General features: G+C 42.6%; 10 protein-coding genes and 1 pseudogene. 6 read left to right on the top strand and 5 right to left on the bottom strand.

Going from position 1 to position 15,735, the window contains the following annotated elements; translation table 11 throughout:
* Nucleotides 1-54: 54 nt before the first annotated feature.
* The 3 genes from RE474_RS06575 to RE474_RS06565 form a co-directional block, all read right to left on the bottom strand.
* Nucleotides 55-840, bottom strand: coding sequence for a helix-turn-helix transcriptional regulator (locus tag RE474_RS06575; RefSeq protein ID WP_309312163.1), 786 nt, complete (start codon nucleotides 838-840; stop codon nucleotides 55-57).
* Between the two features lie 54 nt (nucleotides 841-894).
* Nucleotides 895-1,302 (bottom strand): response regulator, encoded by a 408-nt coding sequence (locus tag RE474_RS06570; RefSeq protein ID WP_309312162.1) that lies wholly within the window; start codon nucleotides 1,300-1,302, stop codon nucleotides 895-897.
* Between the two features lie 93 nt (nucleotides 1,303-1,395).
* Complete coding sequence (locus RE474_RS06565) at nucleotides 1,396-3,423, bottom strand: histidine kinase dimerization/phosphoacceptor domain -containing protein (protein WP_309312161.1); 2,028 nt, start codon at nucleotides 3,421-3,423, stop codon at nucleotides 1,396-1,398.
* Between the two features lie 266 nt (nucleotides 3,424-3,689).
* On the opposite strand from RE474_RS06565, the gene RE474_RS06560 reads away from it, so the two are divergent.
* The 6 genes and pseudogenes from RE474_RS06560 to cydB all read left to right on the top strand — a co-directional run bounded on the left by RE474_RS06560 (nucleotide 3,690) and on the right by cydB (nucleotide 11,328).
* Nucleotides 3,690-4,343: a methyltransferase cognate corrinoid protein gene (locus RE474_RS06560; RefSeq protein WP_309312160.1), complete on the top strand. Its 654-nt coding sequence runs from the start codon at nucleotides 3,690-3,692 to the stop codon at nucleotides 4,341-4,343.
* 15 nt (nucleotides 4,344-4,358) lie between these two features.
* A pseudogene (locus RE474_RS06555) lies at nucleotides 4,359-5,735 on the top strand (monomethylamine:corrinoid methyltransferase).
* A gap of 88 nt (nucleotides 5,736-5,823) precedes the next feature.
* Entirely contained in the window at nucleotides 5,824-6,843 is a 1,020-nt protein-coding gene (gene mtbA / locus RE474_RS06550) for a methylcobamide:CoM methyltransferase MtbA (RefSeq protein WP_309312159.1), read from the top strand.
* A 208-nt stretch (nucleotides 6,844-7,051) separates the two neighbouring features.
* Nucleotides 7,052-8,353 carry a M18 family aminopeptidase gene (locus tag RE474_RS06545; RefSeq protein ID WP_309312158.1) on the top strand — a complete coding sequence of 434 codons (1,302 nt, stop codon included), beginning with the start codon at nucleotides 7,052-7,054 and terminating at the stop codon, nucleotides 8,351-8,353.
* A gap of 613 nt (nucleotides 8,354-8,966) precedes the next feature.
* Nucleotides 8,967-10,283 (top strand): cytochrome ubiquinol oxidase subunit I, encoded by a 1,317-nt coding sequence (locus RE474_RS06540; protein WP_309312157.1) that lies wholly within the window; start codon nucleotides 8,967-8,969, stop codon nucleotides 10,281-10,283.
* The gene (gene cydB, locus RE474_RS06535) at nucleotides 10,264-11,328 is read left to right on the top strand and encodes a cytochrome d ubiquinol oxidase subunit II (RefSeq protein ID WP_309312156.1); all 1,065 of its coding nucleotides are present in this window, start codon (nucleotides 10,264-10,266) and stop codon (nucleotides 11,326-11,328) included. The genes RE474_RS06540 and cydB overlap by 20 nt, the downstream gene beginning before the upstream one ends.
* A 70-nt stretch (nucleotides 11,329-11,398) precedes the next feature.
* Here cydB and RE474_RS06530 read toward each other — a convergent pair whose 3' ends face one another.
* Together RE474_RS06530 and RE474_RS06525 are read right to left on the bottom strand one after the other, a co-directional pair.
* Nucleotides 11,399-13,327, bottom strand: coding sequence for a hydantoinase/oxoprolinase family protein (locus RE474_RS06530; RefSeq protein WP_309312155.1), 1,929 nt, complete (start codon nucleotides 13,325-13,327; stop codon nucleotides 11,399-11,401).
* Entirely contained in the window at nucleotides 13,327-15,279 is a 1,953-nt protein-coding gene (locus RE474_RS06525) for a hydantoinase/oxoprolinase N-terminal domain-containing protein (RefSeq protein ID WP_309312216.1), read from the bottom strand. The genes RE474_RS06530 and RE474_RS06525 overlap by 1 nt, the downstream gene beginning before the upstream one ends.
* Nucleotides 15,280-15,735 lie beyond the last annotated feature (456 nt).

Here is a 15,735-nt window from a genome sequence, read left to right as displayed (position 1 = left end):
TTTTTCTTTTTTAAACAGCTATAAGTCATCAAAAGACAGAATTCTAGAATAGAATCAGTTTTTATCAACTACTTTTGACTTATCTTTGTAGTAATCGAATAGTTCCCTACTCCACTCAAGTGCATTGCTGTCAAAGCTCATGAGTATGGTGTGGTCGTATTGTCCCTGTTCGTTGAAGAAACAAAGGAACAGGAAACGGTCTGTACTTACTAAGGTTGCAAGTCCGGACTTTTCGTTGGAAACCCTCAGTTCTGTGGTTTCAAAACTATTGAACTTTGATATCTCCTCTGCAAAATCCTGTTGCATTCTCTCATAGACAGAATCTGTGAAAATAAGTGAGATATCGATTCCCTTCTCAGCAAGTTTAGAGTACATAGCAGGATATTCTGGATGGAAGTAGGCATTGAAAGCCATGATATATTCTGATTTTGCTATGTTCTCAGTGAACTCTTTTGGGAATTCGAACAGGTAATTCAGGTCAGGTTCTATAATTAAGCAGTTACCAAGTTCGCCGAATCTCTTCAGCAGTGGCTTGGGTATTCCGTTAAGATTGCGGTTCTGCCAGTAATCACTGTTTTCCTCAAAGACCTCTACAACATTCAGAAGTGGCAGCATGTTCTCTACAAGAACTTCTCCCATATTTGTCAATATATAGTAGTCTCCGTTCTGTATAACAAGCCCGTGTTCTTTGAGTATCTTGATCTGCGGAATAAGTGCAGTGGAAGTCACATTCAGACTTGTTTTGATCTCCTCACGGCTCTTCTGTCCTTCAATGAGGAGCAAAAGAACGTTCTTGCGTTTTTCAGAATTGAGGATAACATCGACAAGGGAACTTTTCATTAGAACCTACCGTCCGTTTCTTGAATTGGTAATTTAGCTGTCATTCCAGTTAAACTATTCCACGTTTTCCTTCCGGCCCATCCCAAACCTGTAAAGGGCTATCTCGATATTGCTTTTCAGATCATTTGCCTTGAACGGCTTGACGATATAGCCGTATGGTTCTGTTTTCTTTGCCCTTTCCAGCACCTTATCATCAGAATATGCTGTCAGGAATATGATAGGAATATCAAATTTCTTGCGTATCTCCTCAGCAGTCTGTATTCCATCCATATCACCTTTGAGCCTGACATCCATGAGTATCAGGTCAGGGAAAGTTATCTCTGCCATCTTTATAGCTTCCTCTCCTGTGGTTGCCATAGCCGGTACCGTATATCCGAAACTCTTCAGTTTCTTCTTAATATTCAGGGCAATAATGCTCTCATCTTCCACTACTAAAATCTTTACATCCTTTGCATCTTCCATCCTATCACCTTTTTATGATGCTTTTTATCTCATTTGTTTTTAATTATTCAGTTAATTTGTAATCTGTTTCTGAGCTAGTTGCTTAATTCATAATTATTTCAGTTTGATCCTGAATCTGGTACCCTCACTTCTGTCAAGTTCTATGGTACCGTTTATCTGTTTTGTCAGGGTCGTTACAAGCTGCAATCCAAGGGAATCTGTCTGTGTGAAGTCTATATCTTCAGGGAATCCTGTGCCGTTATCACCAACAGTCAGTGTGAGTTTACCATCTGTGAGGTCAAGATCAACTACAATCTCTCCCTCTTCTCCCGGAACAAACGCGTGTTTCAGTGAATTGGAAACAAGCTCGTTCACTATCATTCCCAGCGGAATTGCAGTTTCCATATCGATGAAAACAATATCAAGATCCAGTTTGACCTTGATGTTCTCTTTTTCTATCATATATGAGTATGAAAGCTCGTTCACAAGTTTCATCAGGTAGTCCGAGAAGTCGATACTTTCCATATCCTGTGACTTGTATAGTTCTTCATGGACAAGAGCCATTGAAATGACACGATTCTGGCTTTCCCTGAAAGCTTCAATTACACTATCATCGTTGAACTTCTCAGATTCAAGGTCAAGAAGACTTGAGATTACCTGGAGGTTGTTCTTGATACGGTGGTGAATCTCTTTTTTACGCACCTCTTCCAGTTTCTTGCGCTCTTCCATTATCTGGGCAAGAGTTATCCTGGTTTCCTCGATTCCTTCTGTCAGTATGCCAAAGTCACCTTCACCGTGAACCTCTATTTTCTGTGAGAAATCATTGTGCTGAAAGGCTGTAAGTACCCTGTTGGAATCCTTTATCATTGTATCCAGGGATTCTGCAAAGTTGTCCAGTGTATTGGATAGCTGCTCGAACTCACCCTTAGCTTCCAGTTTTGAACGTTCGGAAAGTTTACCCTCTGAAAGTGCTTTTGTGAGGGAGATCGTGTCATGTATTGGGTTGATAACTGCATCAAGGATTTCATTCAGACCTATGGGTATCTCCTTGAAGTCCTCTTCAACATCCGTCTTTGCTCTGGAATAAAGTCTGCCCATTACAGCGTCCTTTGATATCTTCTTGAAATCGTAGACGATCTCTTCAATGGTATTTGTAAATGAGAGTGCTATCAGGTAAGAGAAAACTCCCATGAAAACAATAGCTACCAGCGATATGAGCATCAGTTTGTGGGTGAGGTTCTGCACACCTGCGAATATCTCATCCCTTGGAACCACAAGTATGAATGAGAAACCACCTGCCTGGACAGGTTCGTAGAACATCACGACATCTTCTCCGGTATTGGAGTCCACTGTTTCCAGGTGGCCACTTCTTCCGTTGTAGATGTCATCAGCTATCAGTGAGTAATCATCTATTCCAAGGTCATAAAGTGTCTTTTTACCTATCCAGTCCTTGTTGTAAGGATATGTGACAAGTACTCCTTCCTTATCGACCACAAAAGCATATCCGGTATCAAATGCCTTTACGCTACTGATCTCTTCGTCAAGGTAATTGAGGGATACGTCCACACCTGCAATTCCGACAAACTCATCGTTCTTCAATATGGGGGAAACATAACTGACAATAAAGAGCTTCTCATAAAAATAAGGCTCAGTAATTACGTTTTTCTTCGTTTTCTTTGGTCCCTGATAGTAACTCAGGTCTTCATAATTGATAAGTGGGTAGAGCTTGACAGTTCCTTCCATTGTGTTCCAGTATGGAATGAAGCGCCCGGTTTCATCATGGCCGGTTGTATTAACATAAAGACTGTCCTGCCCATCAAACGCATTTGGTTCATAACCTACATAAACTCCGACAAGCTGGGGATGAGTCATCAGAGTTTCCTTGAGCATTGCATTTGCTTCATCCCTGCTTAATGAGTCAAAGCTTCCGACAGAGGCTGCAATTGTTTCTGCTATTGCCTGGTACTCTTCCATGTCACCATTGAAGTCGTTGGCGTATTTTCCTGCTATCTGGACAGCCTGCTCATAGGCAAGTTTCTCTTCCTGGCTTGTTACTGTGGAAATTGTCATGGCGGTGCTGGCTGCCAGCACTATCATGGTTCCGACCACAATGTACAATATAAGTTTGAATTTAAGGGACATATTTTTCCATATCATATGAACGAGTCTTACTTGCAATTCTTTGAACTTTAAATACTCGCATGCAAACGTTGCATTAACATAGTATCATTACAACGGCGTTGTAATCATCAAACGATAGCGCAATATTTTCTTTGTAAACACATATTCAGTCAAAGCGGATGCATTTTGCTGAGTTTATGATATATAATGTCTTTGACTATTGAGAATTGTCCCTTCAAGGCTCAAACCTTGAAAAACGTATGACTGGGACAAAACGGAGGCTAAACATGTCAAATCAGGAAATGTTAGACACACTCAGAGACACAATCGTGACTCAGAACATCAACGGTTGTGCCGAAGCTACAAAGGCAGCACTTGATGCAGGACTTACTGCAGTTACAATCATAAACGATGGTCTTTCACCAGGAATGAAGATCGTCGGAGACAAATTCGAAGCAGCAGAGATCTACCTCCCACAGATCATGATGTCTGCAAAGGCAATGAATGCAGCAATGGAAATTCTCTTACCAGTTCTTGAAGAGGAGAAGGGAAACACTGACGGTGTAGGTCTTGCAATCACCTACGTTCAGGAAGGAGACATTCACGATATCGGTCACCGCCTCGTAACAACCATGCTTGAAGCAAACGGTTTCAAGATCGTTGACATGGGCGTAGACGTACCAAACGAAAAGGTTGCAGAAGAAGTTGCAAAGAACAAGGGCAAGAAACTCCTGCTTGTCGGTTCAGCACTCATGACAACCTCAATGCTCGGTCAGAAGGACACAGTATCCATGCTCGTAGAAGAAGGTCTTAGAGATTCAGTTAAGATCATGTTCGGTGGAGCACCAGTATCTGACGCATGGATCGCAGAGATCGGAGCAGACGCAACCGCAGAGAATGCAGCAGACGCTGCTCGTGTAGCACTTAAGCTTATGCAGTAATTGAGGTGAAATAATATGACATTCGCAAGATCACTTGATTGTTTTGAGTTCTATGAGAGAGCAAAGAAGGGAGAGAAGACAACCCAGGATGACTGGGACCTTATGACAATCCCAATGAAGGCAATGGAACTCAAGCAGAAATACAACCTTGACTTCAAGGGCGAGTTCGTACCAACTGACAAGGACATGATGGAGAACCTCTTCAAGGCAGGTTTTGAGATGCTCCTTGACTGTGGTATCTTCTGTACAGACACAAGCCGTGTTGTAAAATACACAGAGGACGAGATCTGGGACGCTATCAACAACGTCCAGAAGGAATTCACACTCGGTACCGGCAGAGAAGCTGTAAGGGTACACAAGAGAAGTGTTGGTGACAAGAGAAAGCCAATAGTTCAGGGTGGTCCAACAGGTTCCCCTATCTCCGAAGACGTATTCATGCCAGTCCACATGAGCTACGCTCTTGAGAAAGAAGTAGACACAATTGTTAACGGTGTCATGATGACAGTCCGTGGCAAGCCACCTATCCCAAAGAGTCCTTACGAGGTCCTTGCAGCAAAGACCGAAACCAGGCTCATCAAGACAGCAGCAGCAATGGCCGGAAGGCCAGGCATGGGCATATAGGGACCAGAGACTTCCCTGTCCGCTCAGGGAAATATCTCTGCTGACTGTGCCGGTGGCATGGTTTGCAGTGACAGTCACGAAGTATCTCAGCTCAACGAGCTTAAGATCGACCTTGATGCTATCAGTGTAATGGCACACTATCAGGGTAACAGTGACATCATCATGGATGAACAGATGCCTATCTTTGGTGGCTACGCCGGCGGCGTAGAGGAAACCACAATAGTCAACATCGCAACCCACATCAACGCTTTTGTAATGAGCAATGCAAGCTGGCACCTTGACGGTCCGGTCCACATCCGCTGGGGATCAACCAACACCCGTGAGACCCTCATGATCGCCGGATGGGCATGTGCTACAATCTCAGAATTCACAGACATGCTTTCCGGTAACCAGTACTACCCATGTGCAGGTCCATGTACCGAGATGTGTCTGCTTGAAGCATCCGCTCAGTCTATCACTGATACAGCATCCGGCCGTGAGATCCTCTCCGGTGTAGCATCTGCAAAGGGTGTCGTCCAGGACAAGACAACCGGTATGGAAGCAAGGATGATGGGAGAAGTTGCAAGAGCAACAGCAGGAATGGCTATTGAGGATGTAAACAAGGTCCTCGACCTCCTTGTAAGCTCCTACGAGGGCAACTATGCAAATGCACCACAGGGTAAGACCTTCCAGGAATGTTACGATATTGCTACCGTCACACCAACTGACGAGTACATGAAGGTCTACGATGATGCACGCAGGAAGCTCGAAGAGTTCGGACTTTCATTTTAAGATGAATCGATAAGACAGAAAAACGCCCTCCAACCCCTTTGATGGCTGGTAACCGTTTGCCAGCCATCTCTTCTTCAGGAGCTAAATCATGTCCGAATATACCCCAAAAGAGAGATTATCCCGTGCACTCACCGGTCAGTCTGTTGACAGGATGCCTGCTGTTTGTGTTACCCAGACAGGCACAGTTGAGCAGATGGAAGCCTGTGGTGCTTTCTGGCCAGAGGCTAACAGCGATGCAGAAAAGATGGCAACACTTGCCGAAGCAGGTCACACCGTAGTAGGTTTTGAGGCGGTCCGTGTGCCTTTTGACATAACTGCGGAAGCCGAATTCTTCGGCTGTGAGATCAAGGATGGAACAATGGAGCAGCAGCCATCCGTAGTTGGCCATGTAGTAAAAACAGTAGAAGACATCGAGAAACTCAAAGGCTATGATCTTGACCATGGAAGAATCGGTGTTGTCTGTGACGCTATCAAAATACTTGCAGACAAATATGCTGATGAACTTCCAATCATGGGAAGCATGATCGGTCCTTTCTCACTCGCACAGCACATCAACGGTGACGAATGGTTCATGGCAATCTTCACAGACGAAGCTTTCGGACTCGCACTCATGGAATTCACAACCGATTTCTGTGTTGCTTACGCTCAGAAAATGGTTGAGAACGGTGCTGACACAATGGTCATCATCGACCCAACAGCCAGCTACCAGCTCATAGGTGCTGAATTCTACGAAAAGTTCGTAGTTCCTTTCCACAAGAAGATCATTGATGCAATGCACGAAGTCAATGTACCTGTAGTACTGCACATATGTGGTGACACTACCCAGGGTCTTGCACTCATGGAATCCAGTGGCGTAGACGCTATTAGTGTTGACCAGAATGTTGATGCAGCTGCAGCGGTTGCAAATGTAGAAAAAGCTGTAATTGTCGGAAACCTTGATCCTGTTAACATGCTCTGGAACCAGACACCTGAAACTATCAGGGAACAGTCACAGAAGGTCATTGATGCAGGAATTGGTCTGCTTGCACCGGGATGCGGTACTGTAAGCAAGACTCCAACAGTCAATCTCCAGGCAATGATAGAGGTGGCAAAGAGTCACAAATATTGAAAAACCAAAGCATTTTAACGTTGTATCTCCGGGCCGAATCCTTCTGTTGAATTATCCCTCCTTCTCCCGGAGAACCTTTTCCTTTTTTACAAGTCTGATAATAGCATACTGATTATCTATGTATGAATCTAATTATCCGGTTTTTACTAATATATTATCTACTAATAGTGACAAGATGAAAGAAAAGATTCTGTCATAAGTGATAATTATGGAAAATTCAAGGGATTATATCAGTGATTTTTTCGGCTTTATGAAAAAAGCAACAACACCTGTCCAGACGGTGGATACTATAATAGAACGTCTGGAAGCTGAAGGCTTTTCAAAACTGGATATGAATGAGCAATGGACTCTTTCAGCATCAGGAAAATACTGGCTGTCACCTTATCCTTCTATGATTATTGCTTTTAATACTGGAAACAGTGAGTCTCTAACAAAAGGTATGAGGATCGTTGCTGCTCACACAGATAACCCAGCGTTCAGAATAAAACCGAATCCGGAAGTGAATAGCGAAGGAATGCTGACACTTAATGTGGAACGCTATGGCGGGCCAATTTTTAATACATGGTTTGACCGTCCTTTATCAATTGCCGGCAGGATTGCTGTAAAGTCAGATGAAGTTCTCAAACCAAAAGTAATTCATCTTGATTTTCAGAGACCAATACTTACTCTGCCAAACCTTGCCATTCATATGAATCCGGGAGCTAATCAAGGTACCGAGATCAAGGTACAAAAGGAAATGCAGCCGCTTTTGACCCGGTTGATCGAAGATGAAGTAAAAGATAATTATCTGCTTGACCTTGTTGCAAAGGAAGCAAGAGTCAATAGTGAAGATATTCTTGACATGGACCTGAACGTTTATTGTTGTGAGGAAGGAATGCTTGTCGGAGCAAAAGGAGAATTCATATCCTGTCCAAGAATTGATGACCTGTCCATGGTCTATGCTGCACTGGAAGCTCTTGTAACCTCAGAAAACAATGGCGGAATAAATATAGCAGCATTCATGGACAATGAAGAGGTTGGTTCCATGACAAAACAGGGTGCAGATTCTGTACTTTTGAGCACCATTCTGGAAAAGATACGTGTTGCAATTGAAGGAATGGAACAACGATCTGAATGCCGGATAAAGGATTATTTTGTTATTTCAGCTGATGGTGCACATGGCTTGCATCCTAATTACGGCGAAAAGACCGATATAACCAACAAGCCAGTAATGAACAAGGGTATAACAATTAAGATCAGTGGAAGCCGTTCTTATGCCTCGGAAGTTGAGACAATTGCAGCTTTCCAGCAATTGTGTGATAAAGCCGGTGTGAAGTATCAGAAATTTGTGAATCACTCCGATCAGAGAGGAGGAACAACTCTTGGTCCGATTCTCAGTAAATATCTGCCAGTTCATGTTGTAGATGTGGGTGTTCCGATGCTTGCGATGCATTCAACCAGGGAACTTATGGGTAAACAGGATTTCCTTGATTCCATAGAGATTTTCAGGACATTTTTCCAGCTAAAATGATAAAAACAAGCTGCTAGCTCAGGTGGGTAAAACAAAAGAAAAAAGATTTTGTCATTATGTGACTTTGATCACACAATGAGACACATATGGCGGAAACCTCGGGAATTTAACCCGACTGAACGGATTTAGAGTCCATTCGATCAACCTGATCTGATTTCCAGAATGATTGGTTGAATCTAATCTTTAATTAGGAGTTATAGTATTTATATTTATCTACTAGTCTTTTCCTTCCGTTCTTATATGTCAGTGTCTTATCCTCATGTTTTTATTGTTACTTTAATATTTCACTCCAAAACATAGATATAGGAGATTTTTCATGAAAGATTCATTTTCCTTTCCGTTTTATTTGATTTTCAATTCGATCCTTCTTTACTTGCCTGAATTGTGTATTTTTCATAATTTATCATGTGATATAAGAAGACTTATAAACTATAACCATTCAAATGTAGTATTAGTTCTTACTTGATGATAGTTCCTATATGATAATAATTATTATCTGATATTTAACATCATCAATACAATATAGTTATTATGCCAATAGAATGCGAATTCTGGTTGTTCCCGGAATTGACAAAAACGAACAAAGTAAAAGTAATAAATAGGGGTATAAAGAATGTTAGAATTGTTATATTTAAGCCGTCTGCAGTTTGCTATAACTGTAGCATTCCACTTCCTGTTTGTTCCACTAACACTGGGACTTGCACTACTGGTGGCTTACATGGAAACAGCCTATTACAAAACCAGGGACGAAACCTGGCGAAAGATGGCTGATTTCTGGGGAAGGATTTTCAAAATTAATTTTGCAATAGGCCTTGTTACTGGTCTTGCCATGACGTTCCAGTTCGGTACGAATTGGGGTCCATATTCAGAATTCATGGGTGATGTATTCGGATCACCTCTGGCAGTAGAAGCACTAATGGCTTTCTTCCTTGAAGGAACCTTCTTTGGTGCATGGATATTCCTTGACCGCAACAGACAGAAGCTCAAGGCATTTTCCATGTGGATGGTTGCTCTTGGAACAAACATCTCTTCACTCTGGATCATCACAGCAAACGGGTTCATGCAGAATCCTGTAGGATACGAGCTACTTCCTGATGGAAGTAAGGTCATAATGACAGATTTCTTTGCACTACTTACAAACAGTTATGTCTGGTACATGCTGGTTCACACACTACTTTCAGCTTATCTGCTCACGGCATTTGTTATTCTCGGAATATGTGCCTATCAGTTCCTCAAGAGGAATGACAGCGAAGTATTCAAGAGATCATTCAAAATTGCAGTAGTAATTGCACTTGTAACTGCAATTCTTCTTCCTGTTCTCGGACATGGTTATGCACAATATGTTACAGAAATTCAGCCAGCAAAGGGTGCTGCAATGGATGCGATATGGGAAACCGGTTCATCAGTTCCGATGTATCTAATACAGGTTCCGGATGCCAGTACAGGTTCTAACAGCATAGAACTGCTTGGAATCCCTGGCCTTGCAAGCTTCCTGTATACCGGAAGTTTCAGTGGTACAATTACCGGTCTGAACCAGATGCCAGCAGACGAGATCCCACCGGTTGGAATGGTATTTTGGAACTTCAAGCTCATGACAATGCTCGGATTCCTGTTCATAGCAGAAGCACTTGCAGGTCTATATCTGCAAAAGACCGGAAAGCTGTACAAGTCTGATCTGTACCTTAAGTTGATGCAGTGGTCTATCCCACTTCCGTTTATTGCCATAATAGCCGGATGGAATGTAGCAGAGATAGGAAGGCAGCCATGGATTGTATACGGACTGCTTAAGACAGAAAGTGGTATTTCAACGGTTCCGACATCTGAAGTCCTCCTGAGTATCGTGCTCATCACCGGATTCTATCTGGTCCTGTGGGCCCTTGAGTATTACCTGATCAAGAAGACAGTTGTCAATGCAGCAGGAGTTGATTAAAATGCTGGAATTCCTGACACAGGATTTGCTTGCTAACATCTGGTTCTTCCTCTGGTGTGTAATATGGGGAGTCTACTTTATCGTAGATTCATTCTCCCTGGGTGCAGGTCTTATTACACCGTTCATTGCATCAGACAAGAAGCAGAGAATCCAGATCCAGAAATCAGTCGGTCCCTTCTGGGGCGGAAATGAGGTATGGCTCATACTGGCTGCAGGTGGAACATTTGCCGCTTTCCCACTGGTATTCTCAAAGATGTTCACATTCCTCTACCTTCCAATGATGCTCTTGCTTATTGGACTTATAATGAGGGGGATCTCAGTTGAGTATCTCCACAAGGATGATAGTCCGAAGATACAGAATATTCTCATGTGGGGATGGTTCACAGGAAGCCTTGTGATCTCGCTTGTACTTGGAGTTGCATTTGCAAACTTCTTCAAGGGACTTGCAATTGCTGACAACCTGGTTTACCAGGGAACACTTCTTGGACTCTTCAGTCCGTATGCATTGATCGGAGGCCTCCTCTTCGTGCTTATCAGTGCAACATCAGGTGCTCTCTGGATAAAGGTCAAGACAGAAGGTCCGATTGGTACAAAGGCAGGAGAGTTAGCAAAGAAGAGCAGCATTGTAGTTCTGGTGCTTGCACTTGTGTATCTTGCATATTCCTTTGCAGGAATTGCAAACTTCACAGTTAACTACTCTGCAACACCTGCATTCTATGTATTTCCGGCACTTGCAGTTATAACTGCCATCCTTGCAGTTGTATTTGCAAAGCAGGAAAAGACATTCCTTGCCTTCTGCTGCAATCTTGGAGTAATTCTCTTTATTGTAGAAACCGGCCTTGCAAGCATATATCCGTACATGCTCAAGTCATCCATTGCACTTGAATATGGTATTGACATCTACCAGGGAGCTTCAAGCCAGCTTACTCTTACAGTAATGCTGCTGGGAGCACTTGTGTTCGTACCACTGGTCATCATTTACCAGCTCTGGGCTTACACATTGTTCAGGGAAAAGATAAGAGAAACAGAAACGGTTGATTACTAACCGTTTCAACATTTTATTTTTTGTTTATTTCAATTTTCATTTAATGTTAGAGTTACACTTGACTTTCTTTTTAGTTCTCTTTTTCAGGCATTCCGGTACCAAGGAAAATCAGTTTTGTTTCTATCGGGGTACCATCATCACCATCAGTCATTGTGATATCTTCTCTTTTAATGTCAATATTCACATTTTCAGGTTTCAGGTCAGATTCCTGCATATATTCAAGTATCAGCTTTTTCCCGTGATCGGTTGCGTATTCAAGAGCTTCTGAATAAGTCGGGAAATCCCTTCTTTCCACTGGAGAAAACACCAGAATGCTTCTTTCTGTCTTCTTGTAAAATGACTTCACAAGTATCTCTATAGTCTTGACACCTTTACCCACAAGAGCTCCCACAGCATTTCCGACATCGGCATGTTCAGGAACGATAATATCGGCAACAATAAGCCTGTTAAGTTCTTCAACATAGCAACTTACAGGTCCTCCGAGAAGCACCACCGGAACATTCACTTTGAACTGTGAGAGGAAATCCCCGCGTATCATCTTCTCGATCTCAGATTTTGAAACTCCCTTATACATGAAGCTCATGAGGTCCAGTGCCATATTGATAGCAACTTCCTTTTTTATATGCCTGCAAAGTTCAGTTTCATCCATTGAGATGTGCCTTGAAAGGATCTTAGCTCCTGTAAGTGAGGCTTCACGGTCCCATTTCGTGTATTCTCCAAGTACATGGAGAGCATCAGTTGGAGTAAATCCGATTGCCTGAACCAGTCTTTTCTGTATAAGTGAATCAACGCTATCCGGGGATATTGGCTTCCCGATCTTCCAGAATATGTCGTTCAGTGAGACAGGATCATAATTTATTATTTCCATGAGCTCCTTCTCGAATGAACTAAGATTTGGGGCTTCTTTTCCTGTTCTGACAAAGAATTTAGTAGGCTGAACATTTTCAGCAAGCTGGATTCTTGAAGGTGTCCTGCCGGATTTCAACAGTTCCATAAATCCCGGATATTTTATGGCAGCAAGACAGAGTGGAATCACCCTGCGTGGTCCGATATTGACGTTTCGGCTCTTTATCCACACATGACTGTCACCGCCCATTGCAGATGTTTCCATGCGAATGGCTTTGACTTTCGTATGCCAGCCACCGACAACGGCTCCTGTATCCACAAGTTCGGGAAGGCCATCGTAGTTCAGTGAGACATCGGTGCTGGTTCCTCCAACGTCGATAACTGCACAGGTATCATTTCCTGAAAGAAAGGATGCGCCCATAAGACTTGCAGCAGGTCCTGAAAATATAGATTCGATAGGTCTTTCCATAGCTTCATGGATGCCTATTACTGACCCGTCACATTTGAGCATCATAAGCTTTGCATCGATACCACGTTTTTTGATATCAGTCAGTATTGCATGGATGAACTGGTCAGCAATTGGAAGCAATTGCGCGTTCAGGTAAGCTGTAACACCTCTTTCGTATGCCCCGAGGTCCTGTGATAGTTCGTGTCCGCAGACAATTGGAAGTCCGGTGAGTTCCAACAGCATATCTTTCACTTTTACCTCATGTTCAGGGTTGCGAATGCTGAAGTATGAGGATACTGCAAAAGCGGAAACCCTGTCTTTGACTTTCAATGCATATTCCCTGACAGCTTCAATATCAAGGACATCATCTTCAAGTCCTGCTACGTTGTGTCCACCTTTTACAACAATGAAATTCTCTATGGGGATGTTTGAAGGAAGGGTATGTTTTCCAATAAGAATAAGAGCAACCGGATAACCTGTTTTTTCAAGTATTGTGTTGGTTGCAAGGGTTGTTGAAACTGAGACTAATCCGACATCAGGCAGGTATTTGCTGTCCAGTCCATCAATTGCATTCTCAATTCCTGTTAAAAGGTCAGGATATGTTGTCAGTGCTTTATTGGAATCAACAACTTTCCTGTCAGAATCCCTGACAATGACTGCATCGGTGTATGTACCACCGGCATCTATTCCAAGACTGTATTGCATTATTCTACCTCCGTTTTTCTGTTCTTTCCAGCTTCTCCAATGCCAGAAAAACTGAGTCTTGTTTCCACAGGAAGTCCGCCTTCATGTGTAACTATATCATTTCGATGCATCTCGATACTAACATCAGCGGTGTCCAGTCCGGCATCACTCATGTAGTTCATTATGAGCTTACTGCCAATCTCTTCCCCGAATTCCAGGGCTTCATGATATGATGCGAATTCTTCCCTTCCCCCCGGGAAGAAAGTAATAAAAGAAGATGTTTTGAGATTGTATTTCGATTCGGTGTAATTTGCCTTAATTAGAACTTCCAGTTTTCTGGAACCTTTTCCTGCCACTGCTCCGACAGCATTTCCCACATCACAATATTCAGGCAGGATTATATCTGCATCTATAAATTCTGCAAGTTCTTTTTCATAGGCTTTCACAGGTCCTCCAAGAAGAACTACAGGAAGATCAACTTTGAATCCTGCAAAGAACTTTCCATTCAGCACTTTTTCTATTTCTTCCCTGCTGACATTTTCAAGCAGGAATGAAATAAGGTTCAATGCCATGTTCTTTGCAACTTCTTTTTTTATTCCAAGACAAAACTCATTTTCATCAGTTCCTGAGAGTGCAGCCAGAATGCCAGCTCCAAGAACTGAAGCTTCCCTGTTCCACTGAGTATATTCTCCCAGTACATGAAGTGCATCGGTGGGAGTGAAACCAATTGCTTTGATGAGTCGTTTTTGTATCAACAGGTCAAGAGTTCCGGGACTTGGAAGTCTCTTTTCGTTCCAGTAAATTTCGCTTACTGTTAGTGGTCTATCCTTAATTCTGGAAAGCAGTTCTTCTTCATCAGGACTTATATCAGAAGCCTCAAGTCCTGATCTGAAAAAGAATTTTGTAGGCTGAAGATTCTCGCCTATCTGGTTGCGGAGGATTACCTGGTTCTGTTTCAGTTTTTCAGTTATCTCAGGATATTCAACAGCAGCCAGGCAGAGTGGGATTACCCTGCGAGGTCCGATATTTGTCAAATGGTTCCTTACCCAGACATGGCTGTCACCACCCATTGCGGATGTTTCCATGCGAATAGCCTTGACCTTTGTCTGCCAGCCGCCAACTATGGCACCGGCTTCGCTTAGTTCAGGAACTCCACGGTGAATCAGGGATACATCGGTGCTGGTTCCTCCAACATCAATGACCGTGCAATTCTCATTCTTTGAAAGAAAAGCAGCTCCTACAAGGCTTGCAGCAGGTCCTGAGAATACGGACTCAATTGGTCTTTTCAATGCTTCACTGATGCCTACAACTGAGCCATCACATTTTAGCATCATAAGTTTTGCATCAATGTTCCTCCTTTCCATTTCGGAACTGACGGCTTCCATGAAATGACTGGAAATTGGTATAAGTCTGGCATTGAGGTATGCAGTGACCCCTCTTTCGTATGCACCAAGATCCTGTGAAAGTTCGTGTCCGCAGACCACCGGAAGTCCGGTTAGTTCGGTAATAACTTCCTTGATCCTCAGTTCATGGTCAGGATTGCGTACACTGAAATATGATGAAACTGCAAATGCTGAGACTTTATCTCTTACTTTAAGGACAAAGTCACGTACAGAATCCAGGTCAAGAGGGCATACTTCATTTCCTGCACTGTTATGTCCGCCACTGACAAGAGTGAAATGTTCTATTTTTGACCTGTTGGGGATGTCTGTGTTATTTGCAAGAATGAGTGCAACCGGATAGCCTGTTTTTTCCAGGACGCTATTTGTTGCAAGAGTTGTAGAAACAGATACGTAATGTACATCTTTGAGATACAGCTCATCCAGTCCGTCCAAGGTGTTTCTGATTCCTGTTAAAATGTCAGGGTATGTTGTGAGTGATTTATTGGAATTCAGTATCTTTCCGTCTGAGTCTCTGATAAGCACTGCGTCAGTATAGGTGCCTCCGGCATCTATTCCAAGACTGTACATCAGAGCACCTCCTAGCCTGAAATAACAAATGTTGGGTAAATAGTTCTTTTAAATGAAGACATTTTTTGACCTCAAAAAACAAATCAATTTGCAGGAAATTCTTGCTCCATTCTGTTTTTGTGGAGAAAAACAGAGGAGCAATTGAAGGAGGTAGTAGAATTTCCTCTGAGATTTCAGCCATGATATAGACCCATTTAAATCAAGGCAAGTTGTTTTATCTCTATTTCTCAGTATGGTCTATCTAGTACTTATATTTTATGGTTACTAATTGAACACATGTTTTTGCCTTTAACCTAATAATAGCTTTGTTGATTCTGTTTTTTTCCATTCTGTCCGCAATCATGGGGTTTGCAAGTAATTAGAAAGTTATATATAGATAATGTTTGTAGTTTTGCTACAAAAGAGTTTTAACCTTGAGTAATAATGGCTTTTTCTTTTTCAAAGGAGTGTTGCGACATT

The organism is Methanolobus sediminis (genome assembly GCF_031312595.1).
Lineage (GTDB): Archaea > Halobacteriota > Methanosarcinia > Methanosarcinales > Methanosarcinaceae > Methanolobus > Methanolobus sediminis.
This window is presented reverse-complemented; position numbering and strand designations above follow the sequence as displayed.